Origin of the sequence: Streptomyces sp. NPDC006335 (assembly GCF_040612795.1) — a bacterium.
Classification (GTDB): Bacteria; Actinomycetota; Actinomycetes; order Streptomycetales; family Streptomycetaceae; genus Streptomyces.
Genome location: NZ_JBEXQX010000004.1, coordinates 53550 through 69247, shown reverse-complemented (window position 1 = coordinate 69247; position 15698 = coordinate 53550). Strand labels below are relative to the sequence as shown.

At 70.4% G+C, this 15698-nt stretch carries 10 protein-coding genes and 1 pseudogene; 2 read left to right on the top strand and 9 right to left on the bottom strand.

Annotated features, from left to right (window positions below; translation table 11 throughout):
• The first annotated feature begins 89 nt into the window (after window positions 1–89).
• On the top strand, window positions 90–2471 hold the full coding sequence (locus ABZ098_RS14115) for a Tex family protein (RefSeq protein WP_356590650.1): 2382 nt from the start codon (window positions 90–92) through the stop codon (window positions 2469–2471).
• A 57-nt stretch (window positions 2472–2528) separates the two neighbouring features.
• Here ABZ098_RS14115 and ABZ098_RS14110 read toward each other — a convergent pair whose 3' ends face one another.
• From ABZ098_RS14110 to ABZ098_RS14090, 5 genes are all read right to left on the bottom strand, one after another.
• On the bottom strand, window positions 2529–4172 hold the full coding sequence (locus ABZ098_RS14110) for an ABC-F family ATP-binding cassette domain-containing protein (protein WP_356590648.1): 1644 nt from the start codon (window positions 4170–4172) through the stop codon (window positions 2529–2531).
• A 48-nt stretch (window positions 4173–4220) separates the two neighbouring features.
• Entirely contained in the window at window positions 4221–5249 is a 1029-nt protein-coding gene (locus tag ABZ098_RS14105) for an oxidoreductase (RefSeq protein ID WP_356590646.1), read from the bottom strand.
• 189 nt (window positions 5250–5438) lie between these two features.
• Window positions 5439–7139 (bottom strand): BCCT family transporter, encoded by a 1701-nt coding sequence (locus ABZ098_RS14100; protein WP_356590644.1) that lies wholly within the window; start codon window positions 7137–7139, stop codon window positions 5439–5441.
• Window positions 7140–7227: 88 nt separating this feature from the next.
• Window positions 7228–8478: a M14 family metallocarboxypeptidase gene (locus tag ABZ098_RS14095; protein ID WP_356590642.1), complete on the bottom strand. Its 1251-nt coding sequence runs from the start codon at window positions 8476–8478 to the stop codon at window positions 7228–7230.
• Window positions 8475–10451, bottom strand: a complete 1977-nt coding sequence (locus ABZ098_RS14090; RefSeq protein WP_356590640.1) for a Xaa-Pro dipeptidyl-peptidase — start codon at window positions 10449–10451, stop codon at window positions 8475–8477. The genes ABZ098_RS14095 and ABZ098_RS14090 overlap by 4 nt, the downstream gene beginning before the upstream one ends.
• Before the next feature lie 162 nt (window positions 10452–10613).
• On the opposite strand from ABZ098_RS14090, the gene ABZ098_RS14085 reads away from it, so the two are divergent.
• Window positions 10614–12107 carry a M1 family metallopeptidase gene (locus tag ABZ098_RS14085; RefSeq protein ID WP_356590638.1) on the top strand — a complete coding sequence of 498 codons (1494 nt, stop codon included), beginning with the start codon at window positions 10614–10616 and terminating at the stop codon, window positions 12105–12107.
• 44 nt (window positions 12108–12151) lie between these two features.
• On the opposite strand, the gene ABZ098_RS14080 is transcribed toward ABZ098_RS14085, so the two are convergent.
• The 4 genes and pseudogenes from ABZ098_RS14080 to ABZ098_RS14065 form a co-directional block, all read right to left on the bottom strand.
• Window positions 12152–12853: a DUF6766 family protein gene (locus tag ABZ098_RS14080; protein WP_356590636.1), complete on the bottom strand. Its 702-nt coding sequence runs from the start codon at window positions 12851–12853 to the stop codon at window positions 12152–12154.
• Window positions 12854–12939: 86 nt separating this feature from the next.
• Window positions 12940–13353: a hypothetical protein gene (locus ABZ098_RS14075; protein WP_356590634.1), complete on the bottom strand. Its 414-nt coding sequence runs from the start codon at window positions 13351–13353 to the stop codon at window positions 12940–12942.
• A 345-nt stretch (window positions 13354–13698) separates the two neighbouring features.
• Window positions 13699–13803, bottom strand: a pseudogene (locus tag ABZ098_RS14070) (Appr-1-p processing protein); the annotation flags it as partial.
• Window positions 13804–14040: 237 nt separating this feature from the next.
• The gene (locus ABZ098_RS14065; protein WP_356590632.1) at window positions 14041–15507 is read right to left on the bottom strand and encodes an amino acid permease; all 1467 of its coding nucleotides are present in this window, start codon (window positions 15505–15507) and stop codon (window positions 14041–14043) included.
• Window positions 15508–15698: the final 191 nt, after the last annotated feature.

The window sequence follows — 15698 nt, the reverse complement described above, 5'->3', positions numbered from 1 at the left end:
ACGGCCCGATGACCGCGCCCTGATCCCCGACTGTCGGTGCCGCCTGCCACAATTGCCGCGCAACCTCAGTGAGAAGGCGGTACGGGATCGTGACGACACCCGGGTCCAGCGGGTCCACCAGCGCAGGGTCGATCGAAAGCAGGATCGCCGAGGAACTCGGCGTACGGGAGCGGCAGGTCAAGGCTGCCGTGGAACTGCTCGACGGCGGTTCCACGGTTCCCTTCATCGCCCGCTACCGCAAGGAAGCGACCGAGATGCTCGACGACGCGCAGTTGCGCACGCTCGAGGAGCGGTTGCGGTATCTGCGGGAGCTGGAGGAGCGGCGCACGGCGATCCTCGACTCGGTGCGTGAACAGGGCAAGCTCACCGAGGAGCTCCGGGCGCGGATCCTGGGCGCGGAGACCAAGGCGCGCCTGGAGGACATCTACCTGCCGTTCAAGCCGAAGCGCCGCACCAAAGCGCAGATCGCCCGCGAGGCCGGTCTGGAGCCGCTCGCCGAGGGCCTGCTCGGTGACCCGGGTGTCGCACCGCTCGCCGCGGCCGCCGCGTTCGTCGACGCCGACAAGGGCGTACCCGACGCGCAGGCCGCGCTGGACGGCGCCCGCGCGATCCTCACCGAGCGCTTCTCGGAGGACGCCGACCTGATCGGCGAGCTCCGCGAGCGCATGTGGGTGCGCGGGCAGCTGGCCGCGAAGGTGCGGGAGGGCAAGGAGGAGGCGGGCGCCAAGTTCGCCGACTACTTCGACTTCTCCGAGCCCTTCACGAACCTGCCCTCGCACCGGATCCTGGCGATGTTGCGCGGCGAGAAGGAAGAGGTCCTCGACCTCGTCCTGGAGCCGGAGGAGCCCTCCGAGCAGCCTGGTCCCTCGTCGTACGAGGGGATCATCGCCTCGCGGTTCGGGATCGCCGACCGCGGCCGTCCCGGCGACAAGTGGCTGACGGACACCGTCCGCTGGGCCTGGCGGACGCGCATCCTCGTGCACCTCGGCATCGACCTCAGGCTGCGGCTGCGGACGGCCGCCGAGGACGAGGCGGTCAACGTGTTCGCGGCCAACCTCCGCGACCTGCTGCTCGCCGCCCCGGCGGGCACGCGCGCGACACTCGGCCTGGACCCCGGATTCCGTACGGGCGTGAAGGTCGCCGTGGTCGACGCGACCGGCAAGGTCGTCGCCACCGACGTCATCCACCCGCACGTCCCGGCCAACAGGTGGGACGAGGCCATCGCCAAGCTGGCCCGGCTCGCCAAGGAGCACGCGGTCGAGCTGATCGCGATCGGCAACGGCACGGCGTCCCGCGAGACCGACAAGCTCGCCGGGGAACTGATCGCCAAGCACCCGGAGCTGAAGCTCACCAAGGTGATGGTCTCCGAGGCGGGCGCCTCCGTGTACTCGGCCTCCGCGTTCGCCTCGCAGGAGCTGCCGGACATGGACGTGTCGCTGCGCGGGGCGGTCTCCATCGCGCGCCGGCTCCAGGACCCGTTGGCCGAGCTGGTGAAGATCGACCCGAAGTCGATCGGCGTCGGCCAGTACCAGCACGACCTGTCCGAGGTGAAGCTGTCGCGTTCGCTGGACGCGGTGGTGGAGGACTGTGTGAACGGCGTGGGGGTCGACGTCAACACCGCGTCCGCTCCCCTGCTGGCCCGGGTCTCCGGCATCACCTCCGGGCTGGCGGAGAACATCGTCTCGCACCGGGACGCCAACGGCCCGTTCAAGTCGCGCACCGAGTTGAAGAAGGTGGCCCGGCTCGGCCCCAAGGCGTACGAGCAGTGCGCGGGCTTCCTGCGGATCCGTGGCGGCGACGACCCGCTGGACTCCTCCAGCGTCCACCCCGAGGCGTATCCGGTGGTGCGGCGGATGGTGAAGACCGCGGGGCAGGAGGTCGCCTCCCTGATCGGCAACACCGGAGTGCTGCGGTCGCTGCGTCCGCAGGACTTCGTGGACGAGACGTTCGGTCTGCCCACGGTGACCGACATCCTCAAGGAGCTGGAGAAGCCCGGGCGCGACCCGCGGCCCGCGTTCAAGACGGCGACCTTCAAGGAGGGCGTCGAGAAGATCTCCGACCTGTCCCCCGGGATGGTGCTGGAGGGGGTCGTGACGAACGTGGCGGCGTTCGGGGCGTTCATCGACGTCGGCGTCCACCAGGACGGACTCGCGCATGTCTCCGCGTTGTCGAAGACGTTCGTCAAGGATCCGCGGGATGTCGTCAAGCCGGGTGACATCGTCAAGGTGAAGGTGCTGGAGGTCGACATCCCGCGCAAGCGGATCTCGTTGACGCTGCGGCTCGACGACGAGGCGCAGGCGAAGACCTCCGGTGGGGAACGCCGTCAGCCGCAGCGGGGTGGGCGGCCGCCTCAGCAGCGGCAGCAGCAGCCGCGTCAGCAGCAGCGGTCGGCGCCTGCTCCGGGGAACAGTGCGATGGCTGATGCCTTGCGCAAGGCCGGACTGCTTGATTCCAAGAAAAAGGGGCGGTAGCGGGTTGTGGGGAACTGCGGGCCGGTTGTGGCTGGTCGCGCAGTTCCCCGAACCCCTTCAGGGCGCTTCCGTCACCTTGCCTGATGCGATCTCCAGGCGGCGGTTCACCCTCACCGCGTCCAGCATTCTGCGGTCGTGGGTGACCAACAGCAGCGTGCCCTCGTAGGCGTCGAGCGCTGATTCCAGCTGCTCGATGGCCGGCAGGTCCAGGTGGTTCGTCGGCTCGTCCAGGACCAGGAGGTTGACGCCCCTGCCCTGGAGCAGCGCGAGCGCCGCCCTCGTCCGCTCCCCCGGGGAGAGCGTCGCCGCCGAGCGTGTGACGTGGTCGGACTTCAGGCCGAACTTGGCCAGCAGGGTGCGGACCTCCACCGGTTCGGTGTCGGGCACCGCCGCGCAGAAGGCGTCCAGCAGTGACTCCTCGCCGTGGAACAGCGCGCGGGCCTGGTCGACCTCGCCGATCAGGACGCCGGAGCCCAGCGAGGACTGGCCGGCGGTCAGGGGCACGCGGCCCAGCAGGGCGCCGAGCAGGGTGGACTTGCCGGCTCCGTTCGCGCCCGTGACCGCCACCCGGTCCGCCCAGTCGATCTGGAGGGACACCGGGCCGAGGACGAAGTCGCCGTGGCGCACCTCGGCGTCCCTCAGCGTCGCGACGACCGCGCCCGAGCGGGGAGCCGACGCGATCTCCATGCGCAGCTCCCACTCCTTGCGCGGTTCGTCGACCACGTCGAGGCGTTCGATCATGCGCTGGGTCTGGCGGGCCTTCGCGGCCTGCTTCTCGCTGGCCTCGCTGCGGAACTTGCGGCCGATCTTGTCGTTGTCGTTGCTCGCCTTGCGGCGCGCGTTCTTCACGCCCTTGTCCATCCAGGAGCGCTGCATCTGCGCCCGGTCCTGGAGCGCGGACCGCTTGTCGGCGTACTCCTCGTAGTCGTCCCGGGCGTGCCGGCGGGCGACCTCGCGCTCCTCCAGGTAGGCCTCGTAGCCGCCGCCGAAGAGGGTGATCTGCTGCTGGGCCAGGTCGAGTTCGAGGACCTTGGTGACGGTGCGGGTGAGGAACTCGCGGTCGTGGCTGACGAGCACCGTGCCGGCCCGCAGGCCCTTCACGAACCGCTCCAGGCGCTCCAGGCCGTCCAGATCGAGGTCGTTGGTGGGCTCGTCGAGGAGGAAGACGTCGTAACGGGAGAGCAGGAGGGAGGCGAGGCCGGCCCGGGCCGCCTGGCCGCCGGACAGGGAGGTCATCGGCTGGTCCAGGTCGACGGTGAGGCCCAGGGAGTCGGCGACCTCCTCGGCCCGTTCGTCGAGGTCGGCGCCGCCGAGGTCCAGCCAGCGCTCCAGGCTGGTGGCGTACGCGTCGTCGGCGCCGGGGGCCCCGTCGACCAGGGCCTGGGTCGCCTCGTCCATCACGCGTTGCGCCTCGGCGACTCCGGTGCGGCGGGCGAGGAACGCGCGCACGGTCTCGCCCGGGCGCCGCTCCGGCTCCTGCGGCAGGTGTCCGACGGTGGCGGTCGGCGGGGAGAGCCTGAGCTCCCCCTCCTCCGGTGCCAGCAGGCCCGCGAGCATCCTGAGCAGCGTGGACTTGCCCGCGCCGTTGGCCCCGACCAGGCCGATCACATCTCCGGGCGCGACCACGAGGTCGAGCCCGCTGAACAGGGAACGGTCGCCGTGGCCGGCGGCGAGGTTCTTGGCGACGAGGGTGGCAGTCATCAGACCGTCGATCCTAACGGCGGCGGTGGTGGCCCGGCGTTCCGGTTCTCAGTGGGCCATCGCCTCCACCAGGACACCTCCCGAGGTCCGCGCGACCACGAACGCTTCCCCCCGCACCGCCTTGGCGTCCAGGGCGATCCGGTGCCGACCCGCTTCCAGGACGCCGTCGAAGACCTCCTGGGCGTGGGTGCGGTACAGCCGGTCGATCCGGTACGCCGTCAGGCGCACCCGGCACGGCGAGGTGACCTCGACGCCCGCCTCGCCGTCGGCGGCGACCAGGCGGGTCAGACGGCGCTGTTCGACGGGGCTGCGGTCCAGGGCGTGCTCGGTCTGGGCCACGAGCAGCGGGACGATCGGGGCGAGGCCGTCGACGTAGGCCACGTCGACGCCGGCGCGGGTGAAGGAGCGGCGTACGGCGGCACGTTCCTCCTCGGAGACCGCGCGGCCGAAGACGACGGCGCCGTAGCCGCGCAGTTCGTCGGCGGGGACGTCGCCCACCTCGCGGGTGATGTCGGCGCCGATGCCGATGGTGCGCAGGGCGGCGGCGAGTTTGGCGAGGACGGCGACACGGGCGCCGATGAGCAGGACGCGGCGGCGGGCGCCCTCGGCTTCGCTGTCGCCCCGGAGCAGGGAGGCGAGCGCCGCGCGGTACTCGGTGCCCTGGAAACGGAACGGACCGATGCCGTGGTAGCCGTTGAGCTGGAGGTCGACGGCCTCGGTGGTCTGCCAGGCGAAGTCCCGCCAGATGAAGTCGTCGCCGTCCCGCTCGATGACGGCGGTGACGGCACCGCAGGCGAGGTCCTCGCACTCGGGGCAGCCGTAGATGACGTGACGGCCGCTCGGAAGCGGGGCGTCCGTCTCGCCCAGGAGGCTGCGGACCTGGGCGGTGAAGATCGCGGGCGGTACGTCGGAGGCGAGGGGGGAGACGGCGTCGAGGTCGGAGAGCTGGAAGAGGAGCGGGCGGCCGTCGACGACGAAGTCCACGAAGTCCCGGTGCACCTGGAAGTCACCGTTGGCGAGGACTCCACCGGCACGCATCGCCGGTGCCAGGCCGAAGGTCGCGTATGCGGCAGACATGGTGTGAGTATTCCCGGCTTTGGGCCGGTCTGAGCACGGCATGAGTCATTCCGCTGAGGCGGGGTGTCGCGTCGCTCGATGTGGGTGCGCGGCGGCGTACGCGTGGTCGAAGGGGGGTCGGTCGGAGAGGGCGTGACCGTGGTGCGCGGAGGAGGCGGAACGGCTCGCCTCCTCCGGCATGCGCCGAACTCAGCTGTGGTCGTGACCCAGTGGGTCGCCCTCCGTCTCGGTGCCGGGGCCGGGGCCGATCTGGATCCCGAAGTCGCCGTCGTACTTCCGGTGGCCCTCGATCACGGCGAGTTCGACGGCCTCGGAGCCCATCTCGCCGCGCACGATGAGCGGGTCCCGGCGCAGGTCGCGCATGAGGGCGACGCACATGCCGATCATCACGAGGACGAAGGGCGCGGCGGCCAGGATCGTGAGGTTCTGCAGTCCGGTGAGGGCGTCGCCCTGGCCGCTGCCGACGAGCAGCATGATGGCGGCGACCGCTCCGGTGACCACGCCCCAGAACACGACGACGAAACGGCCGGGTTCGAGCGCGCCCTTCTGGGAGAGCGTGCCCATCACGATGGACGCGGCGTCGGCGCCCGAGACGAAGAAGATGCCGACCAGGATCATCACGAGCAGGCTGGTCACTGTCGCGATGGGGAACTCCTGGAGCACGCCGAAGAGTTGGCCCTCCGGAGTCGACTCACCGCCGAGCGCGCCGCCCTCCTTCAGCTTCATGGCCGTACCGCCGAAGATCGCGAACCAGACGAGGCTGACCGTGCTGGGCACGAGGATGACGCCGCCGACGAACTGGCGGATGGTGCGGCCGCGGCTGATGCGGGCGATGAACATGCCGACGAAGGGCGTCCAGGAGATCCACCAGGCCCAGTAGAAGACGGTCCAGCTGCCCAGCCAGTCCGCGACGCCCTTGCCGCCGCTGGCCTCGGTGCGCCCGGCGAGCTGGGGCAGGTCGCCGAGGTAGGAGAAGACCGAGGTGGGCAGCAGGTCGAGCACGATGATCGTGGGGCCCGCGATGAACACGAACACCGCGAGGATCAGGGCGAGCACCATGTTGGTGTTGGACAGCCACTGGATGCCACGCTCGATGCCGGAGACGGCCGACAGCACGAAGGCCAGGGTCAGCACGGCGATGATCGTGACGAGCAGGCCGGTGCTGACGTGGTCCATCCAGTCCAGCTCCTGGAAGCCGGAGCCGATCTGGAGGGCGCCGAGGCCGAGGGAGGCCGCGGAGCCGAAGACGGTGGCGATGATCGCGAGGATGTCGATCACCCGGCCCGCGGTGCCGTTGGCGTGCTTCTCCCCGATGAGCGGGGTGAAGACGGCGCTGATGGTCTGGCGCCGGCGCTTGCGGAAGGTGCTGTAGGCGATGCCGAGGCCGACCACCGCGTAGATCGCCCAGGGGTGCAGGGTCCAGTGGAAGAGGGTGGTGGCCATCGCCGTCTCCATGCGTTCACCGGAGTTGGCGGGGTTCGTACCCGGGGGCGGGGTCGTGTAGTGCGAGAGGGGCTCGCTGACGCCGTAGAACATCAGGCCGATGCCCATGCCGGCGCTGAACATCATGGCGACCCACGACACGGTCTTGAACTCGGGTTCCTCGCCCTCGGCGCCCAGGTGGATGCGGCCGTAGCGGCTCATGGCGAGCCACAGGGCGAACACCACGAAGCACGAGGCGGCCAGCATGAAGGCCCAGCCGCCGTTGTGGATGAGCCCGCCCAGCATGGTGGTCGAGACGTCCTCCAGGGAGTCCGTCGCCGCCCAGCCCCAGATCACGAAGGCAAGGGTGATGACGGCGGTGACGCCGAACACCACCCGGTCGGTCTCGTGGCCGAGGATGCCCGCGGGGTCTCTCCGGCCGCCTCTCTTCTTCAGGTCTTCAGTCATCTGCGGCACCTTCCCCTGGGGCGGCGGTTACACCAGTTTTCACGCAGTTCCCCAGGACCTACCACAGGTGCCGCAGATCTCGACCGATTCAGCAGCCGGTGTCGGACCCTCCGACCGGTTCCCCGGCCGTGAGGTGGTACGGGGCGCGTCCGTCGAGGAGCAGCGGGACGAGGGCGCGCAGGGGTTGCCTCAAGGAGACGTAGGTGCCCGTCGTGCGCACTCCGTGCAGGGCGAGTTCGTCCTTCACCTCCGTGTACTGGGCGTCGGTGAGCCGGTAGCCGCAGGGCGGGTCCTGGATCACCTCGGCCGGTTCGGGCGGGTCGTTGTCGGCGCCGCCGAGGAAGACGGGACCGGACGAGGGCCTGTGACGGGCCGCGGTCGTGGCCCTCTCGATCTGGCCGCGGCGCTCGGCGGTGAACCAGAACAGGCCTTTCAGCGCGGCCAGTTGAGAGCCCACCCGGCGCCGGTTGTTGCTCGGCGCGTCCGTGTCCGCGAGCGGCTCGACCCGGCTCTCGATCAGCAGGCCGATCGCGTGCTTGATGCCGGACATGTTGCGCAGGATGCGCTCCTGCCCGTCACCGGCGACCTGTCGGACCGGGTCGCCGGTGACCGGGTCGGTCCAGATGCCGTACGTGCCGGTCGAGTAGCCGGCTCTCTGCGCGGCCGGTCGCACATACGCCCGGGACAGGGTCTCGGCCTCGTCGTGCACGGCCTCGTCGGTGTTGAGGTTGCGGGGCCAGAGGTCGAAGAGGTCCTTGTCGTAGTACCGGGGTGTGGCCGAGTACTCGTGCAGGTCGTAGATCACGTCCGGCTGCCGGTCCCGTACGACCTGTGCCAGGGCGCGGGCCTCGGCGGTGGCCAGGGTGAGGTGGTCGCGGTTGATGTCGACGCCGTCGCTGTTGCCGCGGGTGTCGGCGGCCCGGCCGTCCGGATTGGCGGTGGGCACGACCAGCACGGTGGTGCGGTCCAGGAAGCGCCGGGTGCGCGCGTCCTTCGCGTACGCCAGGTCGCGCACCTCGGTGAGACAGGCCTCGCGGCCGGAGGGCTCGTCGCCGTGCTGGCTGCACACGAGCAGGACCTTGTTCGGGGCGTGGCGTGCGCCGACCTGGACGAGGTGGAGGGGGCGGCCCTGTCTCGTCGTACCGATGCGACCGAGGGAGACCCGGCCGCTGGCTCGGTCGACCTGTGCGAGGAAGTCCTGTTCCTCGGCCTCGCTCGTCCAGCGGGCGCCCGCGGTCCGCTCGAAGCCGGTGCGGGGCGGGGGCTCGGTGGCTTCGGCCGGTGTCGCGACCAGGGACGCGGCCAGCGCCGCCACGCTCGCGGTGACGGCCCGGATCACCGTCCTGCCTCCGGAACGCGGTGGGCGGTGCGCGGAGCCCGGACACCGTCGAGGGCTCCTGCCTCCTGCGGTACGACCCTCTCGGCGCCCTTCGTCGCGTGCGCGAAGGCGGAGGCGCCGCCGACCAGCGGGACGCGGGCCGAGGTGCGGGTCAGGTCGAGCGTGAGGGTGGGCCGGGTGGACGGCGGGTCGATGAGGTCCTTGTCGGTGCCCGCGACGATCAGGGCGAGGCGGTGACCCGTCGGGACGACATGGTCCGTGGCGCCGAGGTCCAGGGTGATGGTGTACGCCTTGCCCGGGGTGAGCGGCACGCCCTTCGCGGGGTCGGCGTAGGTGCCGAGGTCGGCCCAGCCGCGGCTGACGACTGTGTAGTCGACGGCGGTGGTCTTCGCCCGGGTCTGCTTGAAGCAGGCGCTGTCGCCGGTGGTGCTCAGACCCCAGCAGGTGCGGTCGGCCAGGGTGCTGATCCCTTCCCCGCTCGCCGCGTAGTCGCGGATGGTGTCGGGGCCGAGGTCCACGAGGACGGCGGAGAGGTGGGCCGTGGCGGTGGTCGGCGTGGCCGTCACGGTGACCTTGGAGGAGCCGGACAGGCGGAGGTCCTTGGTCAGGGTGCCGGTGGTGAAGCCCGCCTTGTCGGGGGTCGAGGTGTCGATCCGGGCGGCCCAGTCGGTCTCGCTCAGCGCCGGGTCGTCGGTGAAGGTCTCGGTGCCCTTGGCCTTGGTGAGGCCGAGGGTGCCGACGCCCGGCTGGGTGCCGTGGGCGGGGCGCAGGGTGGCCGCCGAAGTGCCGCGCGGGGGCCAGGAGGTGGAGGTGACCCACTGGTCGGGGTGACGCTCGATGTCGGCCATGGGCTCGCGGTCGATGCCGTTGTCGTAGCCGAGGAGCTCGTGGTCGAACCAGCGGTGCAGGGTGTCGACCCACTCGGCGCGACGGAAGTCGAAGGGATCGACGTGGCCGGTCTGGGAGAGCCAGATCTTGCGCTCGACGCCGTTCTTCGCGAGGGCGTCCCACCACGGACCGACGTGCTGGAGGCGGACGTTGAGGTCCTGCATGCCGTGCACGAGGAAGACGCTGGCCTTGACCTTCTTGGCGTCCTTCACGTAGTCGCGCTCGGCCCAGAGGGGGGTCCGGTCGCCGGTGCGGGGCGCCTGGTCGACGAGTTTCTGCTGGACGGCGGCGCACTTGGCGCGGGCGTCGGGGCTGTCGACGTAGTCCGAGAGCCAGTCGGGGCCGGAGTCGTAGAGCGGGGCGCCCTGGGAGAAGTAGTAGTCGTACCAGGTGGAGATGGCGCTGATCGGGACGATGGTCCGCAGGCCCTTGACACCGGTGGCGGCGACGCCGTTGGCGATGGTGCCGTCCCAGCTCTTGCCGATCATGCCCGTGTTGCCGTTGGTCCAGGTGGCCCTGGTCCTCTGGGTGCCGGTGCGGCTGGTGTAGGCGGTGGCCCGGCCGTTGAGCCAGTCGACCACGGCCTTCGCGGACTGGATGTCGGAGCGGCCGCCGACGTCCACACAGCCGTCGGAGCGGTTGGTGCCGGCGAGGTCGACGCCGACGAAGGCGTAGCCGCGGGGCACGAAGTAGTTGTCGTAGAACAGCGGCATCTGGACGACGTCGCCGTCGGCGTCGTACGTCTTCAACTGGCTCTCGTTGCCGCGCCCGCAGCACGAGTAGTAGGGGCTGGCGTCCATGATGACGGGGACCTTGCGGCCCTTCTGGGCGGGCTCGCGGGGCCGGACGATGTCGACGGCGACGCGGTCGGTCCTTCCGTCTCCGTCGCCGTCGAGCCGGGTGTCCACCCAGACGGCCTCGCGGACGGCGTTCTCGTACGAGTAGATCGGTCGGCTCTCCCGCGGGCCCTTGTCGGTCTGCGCCTGGGCGGTCGCGGGTGCCAGGAAGGTCGCCAGCAGGGCGGCGGTGGCCGCGGCGGCGGTCGCGAGCGGTCTCCAGGTCGTGAAGCGCGTGCGTTTCGACATGCCGCGGACGGTACTGCGGTCAACTCCCGCACAAAAGAGGGCCCCTTGGGTCCGTGACGGCCGAATGACGATCGTGTGACGGGGGTGGCCATGGACACATCCAGCTCACAGGTGGTGAATAGGCTGCGAACAGACTTCGTCCCCCCACGACTTGGAGTTCTCGTGCACCGCAGACTCATCGCACCGGGCGCCTTCGCGGCGGCCTCCCTGATGCTGGCGATCCCGGCGTCGGCGGCGGGCTTTCCTCCCGGCGCTCCGGGCATCGGCGACCCCTACTACCCGGACTACGGCAACGGCGGATACGACGTCTCCCACTACGACCTGCGGCTGAAGTACCAGCCGGCGACGGACGAACTGGAGGGCACGGCGACCCTGTTGGCGACGACCACGCAGGACCTGTCCCGCTTCGATCTGGACTTCCTCCTCGACGTGAGCGAGGTGCGGGTCAACGGCACCAAGGCGTCGTTCAGCACCTCGGGCGAGCACGAGCTGGAGATCACGCCGAAGTCGCCGCTGCCCAAGGGCACTTCCGTGACCGTGGTGGTCCGCTACAGCGGGGTGCCGTCGTCGAAGCAGGCGTACGGCTTCACGAGCTGGCACCGCACGCCGGACGGCGGGGTCGGGGCGAACGAACCCGAGGCGGCCTGGTGGTGGTTCCCGAGCAACGACCACCCGCTCGACAAGGCCACCTACGACGTGTCGGTCCTGGTGCCGGACGGCAGCCAGGCCATCTCCAACGGCACGCTCCAGTCCACGAGTTCACGCCTCGGCTGGACCCGCTGGAACTGGCGCTCCGACAAACCGCAGGCCACGTATCTCGCGACCCTCGCCGTCGGTAGGTTCGACCTCACGACCGGGACGACCGACGGCGGCATTCCGGTCGTCAACGCGTACAGCAAGGACCTCGGCGCCAACGCCGGTGCCGCGCGGGCCAGCGTCGAGCGGACCGGCGAGATCGCCGACTGGCTGAGCTCGTACTTCGGGCCGTATCCCTTCGACGCGCTCGGCGGCTATGTGCCGAACACGAACACCGGGTACGCGCTGGAGACCCAGACCCGCCCCTTCTACAGCCCCCGGCAGTTCGCGAACGGGTCCAACACCTCGGTGGTCGTGCACGAGTTGGCCCACCAGTGGTACGGCGACCTGGTGTCCGTGCGCGGCTGGAAGGACATCTGGATCAACGAGGGGTTCGCGCGGTACGCGCAGTGGCTGTGGTCCGAGCACGAGGGCGAGGGGACCGCGCAGGAACTCGCCGACTACGTGTACGCCTCGCACCCGGCCGACGACGCGTTCTGGACAGTGCGGCCGGGTGACCCCGGGCCGGAGAACCAGTTCGACATCGCCGTCTACGACCGGGGCGCGCTGGCCCTCCAGGCGTTGCGGAACGAGATCGGGGACGAGGCGTTCTTCGCGGCGCTGAAGGGGTGGCCGCGGAAGTACGCGTACGGCAACGCGTCGGTCGCCGACTTCCGGAGGTACGCCGAGGAGGTGTCGGGGCGGCCGCTGGCCGCGCTGTTCGACACGTGGCTGTTCCAGCCGTCGAAGCCGGGGGCGCCCGCGGCGCGGGGTGCGTCCGTCGCGAAGACGTCGATCGCGCCTGTGCGGCCGAAGTCGTGGAAGAAGATCGCGGCGACGGACGACGTGCACGCCGGATAGCGGGTCGCGGGTCGCGGGTCGCGGGTCGCGGGTCGCGGGCGGTCCTATCCTTCGACGCCCGTCGAGGTGTGGGCCGCCCCGACCGGCTTGGACTCCGGTGAGCCGCGCTGTCTGAGGTAGACCGAGAGAATGGCCATGGAGGCCACCGCGAGGAGTTCGGACTGCCAGTTCTGCAGGGTACGGCTCCAGAAGTCCGCGGACCCGATGTAGCCGCTCCAGCTCACGGGGGCCTGGAGTCGGCGCAGTTGCTCCTCGTTGTAGGCGGCGACGCCGCTGATCGACTGGGCCAGCCAGGAGAGGGCGAAGATGGTGCCCATGACCAGCCCGAGGGAGTGGGAGTAGAGCGCCCGGCGCGGTCCGCCGGCTCGGGCCCACCGGGGGGAGTCCCGGTGGGCGTACTGTCCGACCCGCTGGTCCTGGTCGGACTCGGTTCCGGCTTTGTGCATCTCCTTCGACTCGGGTGAGCCGCGCTGGAGGAGCCAGACGGTCGCGGTGATGTAGAGGAAGAACTGGAGGTACTCGGACTGCCAGTTCTCCGTCACGTCGACGGCGAAGTCGGAGGACATGAGGTATTCGCCGAAGCCGACCTGGGCGAGTCCCTCGGTGGTGAGCTGGTTGTTGAACTCCGCGTACCCCGCGATCGCCTGGCCGGCGAGGGCGAGCAGGAATCCGATGCCGAAGGCCAGGCCGAGCCCGTTGTCGCGCAGGAAGCCGCGGGTGCGTGTGGTCGTAGTGTGCGTGGTCATCGGTGCATCAACCCCACGGCGGTGAAGTAGACGAGGCCGCTGAGGACGACGACCAGACAGAGCGTGAACATGGTCCGCATACGCCGTCAGCCTCCCTGGAGCGTGCACTGGTACGGCCGGTCCGGGCGGGGGGTGCAGCCGGCCGCGACGACCTTCCAGCCGTCGGGGAACAGGGAGAGGAAGAGGGTGTCCGCGTCCAGGACGACGCGGGCCTGGCGGCCGTAGAGGTCCACGCGGTGGGTGGTGCTGCCGAGGGGGATGTCCTGGGAGGAGATCGCCTTCTCACAGCTCGCCTTCTCGGAGTCCTCCAGTTCGCCGCGGGTCTCCGGTGCGAGGGCGGCGCAGAGGCCCGCCGGGTCGTCGGCGCGCAGGAGCCGCTCGAATCCGGTGGCCGCGGTCTCGGCGTCCGATCGGCGCTCCTGGACACTGCCGCAGCCCGAGAGGACCAGTCCGAGCAGGGCCAGGAATATCAGCGTGCTGATCCGGTGCGGCTTTCTCACCGGGTTCCGGTGCAGCTCTCTCACTCCGCCCGGGTACCCGATTCCTCCCGATTCAAGGGACGGGTCGGGCAGGAGCGGAACTCGCAGAGGGTGGGCTCGGGGTCGGTGAGGGCGGTTGCGGACAGGGGGACCAGGTCGGCCGGCCCGGTTAGTGCCGGGGGCTGGGGCGCGACGGTGAGCAGGTTGCCGCGGTCGCGGTGCGGAACACGTCCAGGTCGCCTCGGGGTCGGCGCCGAGGAAGTCGGGGTGGTGGGTGTTCAGGCCGAGGGCCGCCGAGACCCCCGGCCACGAAGTCCCCGGCCCCGCCCTGCCCCGCCTCCGAGCACGTCGATGTCCCGGTTCACGTCACCCGTCTCCGTGGTCGTAGACAGTGACGGAGAGGCCGCGATCCACCAGCCGCTCGATGATCAGCGACTCCACCCTGGACCATTTCCCACCGGCCAAGCCGCATGTCGCTCCGCGGGTGGGGCGGGTTCCTCTCGCCGTGGGCCCCACGCAGTGGGTGGCTGCGTGTCCTCTGTGGCTGGTCGCGCAGTTCCCCGCGCCCCTCCAGGGTGCGTCACTCGCCGAAGGTCGACATGTTTCCCAGTTTGACGCCCTTCGCGGACGGAGCGGTGGCGTCGCCTCGGATGTACTCGATCTCCCCCATGACGCCACCGTAGAGGGCGCCACTGACAACGGCGTCCGTCAGTCCGTGAGGTCGGTCAGTTCGCGGTCTGTGGTGCGTGCGGCCCTGCGGCGGATGGCGAACCAGCCGGCCACCAGGAGTACCGCGATCACCGGGATCAGCAGGAGCGTCTTGCGGCCGACCTCGGGGTCGTTGGCCATCATGCCGAGGCAGGCCAGCAGGAAGGCGATCGTGGTGATCTCGGTGACCGGGCTGAACGGGAGCCGGAAGGAGGGGCGGGTGACCAGGCCCGAGCGCGCGCGGCGGACGAAGACCAGGTGGCAGATCATGATGATCACCCAGGTGCTGATGACGCCGAGGGAGGCCACGTTCAGCACGATCTCGAAGGCCTGGCTCGGCATCAGGTAGTTCAGTACCACGCCGAGGACGCAGACCGCGCAGGTGAGCAGGATGCCGCCGTACGGGACCTGGCTGCGGTTCATCCGGGCGGTGAACTTCGGTGCCGAGCCCGCCGTCGCCATCGAGCGCAGGATGCGGCCCGTGGAGTACAGGCCCGAGTTCAGCGAGGACATCGCCGCCGTCAGGACGACCAGGTTCATCACGTCACCGGCCGCCGGGATCCCGATCTTCGACAGGACCGTGACGAAGGGGCTCTGGTCGGCGGAGTAGACCGAGCCCGGCAGGAGCAGGGCCAGGAGGACGACCGAGCCGACGTAGAACAGGCCCACCCGCCACATGATCGAGTTCACCGCGCGCGGGACGACCTTCTCCGGTTCCGCCGTCTCCCCCGCCGCGACACCGACCAGTTCGAGAGCGGCGTACGCGAAGATCACGCCCTGCATGACGAGGACGACGGGCATCAGACCGTGCGGGAAGGCGCCGCCGTTGTCCGTGATCACCGACACGCCGGGCGTCCGGCCGCCCACCTCGTGCTGCGTGGCCAGCAGGAAGATACCGATCAGCATGAAGCCGACGAGCGTGGCGACCTTGATGATGGCGAACCAGAACTCCATCTCGCCGAAGATCTTCACCGAGATCAGGTTCACGGCGAGGACCACGGCCAGCGCGATCAGGGCGAGCGTCCACTGCGGGACGTCGATGAACAGGCTCCAGTAGTGCGTGTAGAGCGCGATCGCGGTGATGTCGGCGATGCCGGTCGTCGACCAGTTCAGGAAGTACATCCAGCCGGCGACGTACGCGCCCTTCTCCCCGAGGAACTCGCGCGCGTACGACACGAAGGAGCCCGAGGAGGGGCGGTAGAGGACCAGTTCGCCGAGGGCGCGGACGACGAAGAAGGCGAAGACGCCGCAGACCAGGTAAGCGAGCGCCAGCGCGGGCCCCGCCGTGTGGAGACGTCCCCCGGCGCCCAGGAAGAGGCCGGTGCCGATCGCGCCGCCGATGGCGATCATGTTGACGTGGCGGGCCTTGAGGTCCTTGCTGTAGCCGGCGTCGCCCGCGTCGGCGGGCACCTGGGCCACTCCGGTGCGGGAGGCGGCCTGTGCCGATTGCACGGCGTCCTTGCTCACAGTGGTTCCACTCTCTGGTGCGCCCCGGCGGGTCCCGCTCGGGTGTCCGGACGTGCGTCGGTCCGTACCTCCTGCTGGAAGGCACAGGCCGAGCGGTCACCTGCCCCGGAACCGGATCCGCACGCGGTGGCGGCCGTCACAGCGGCGCGCCCCACATGATCGGAAAGGGGCGACCTATCGGGTGTCACAGC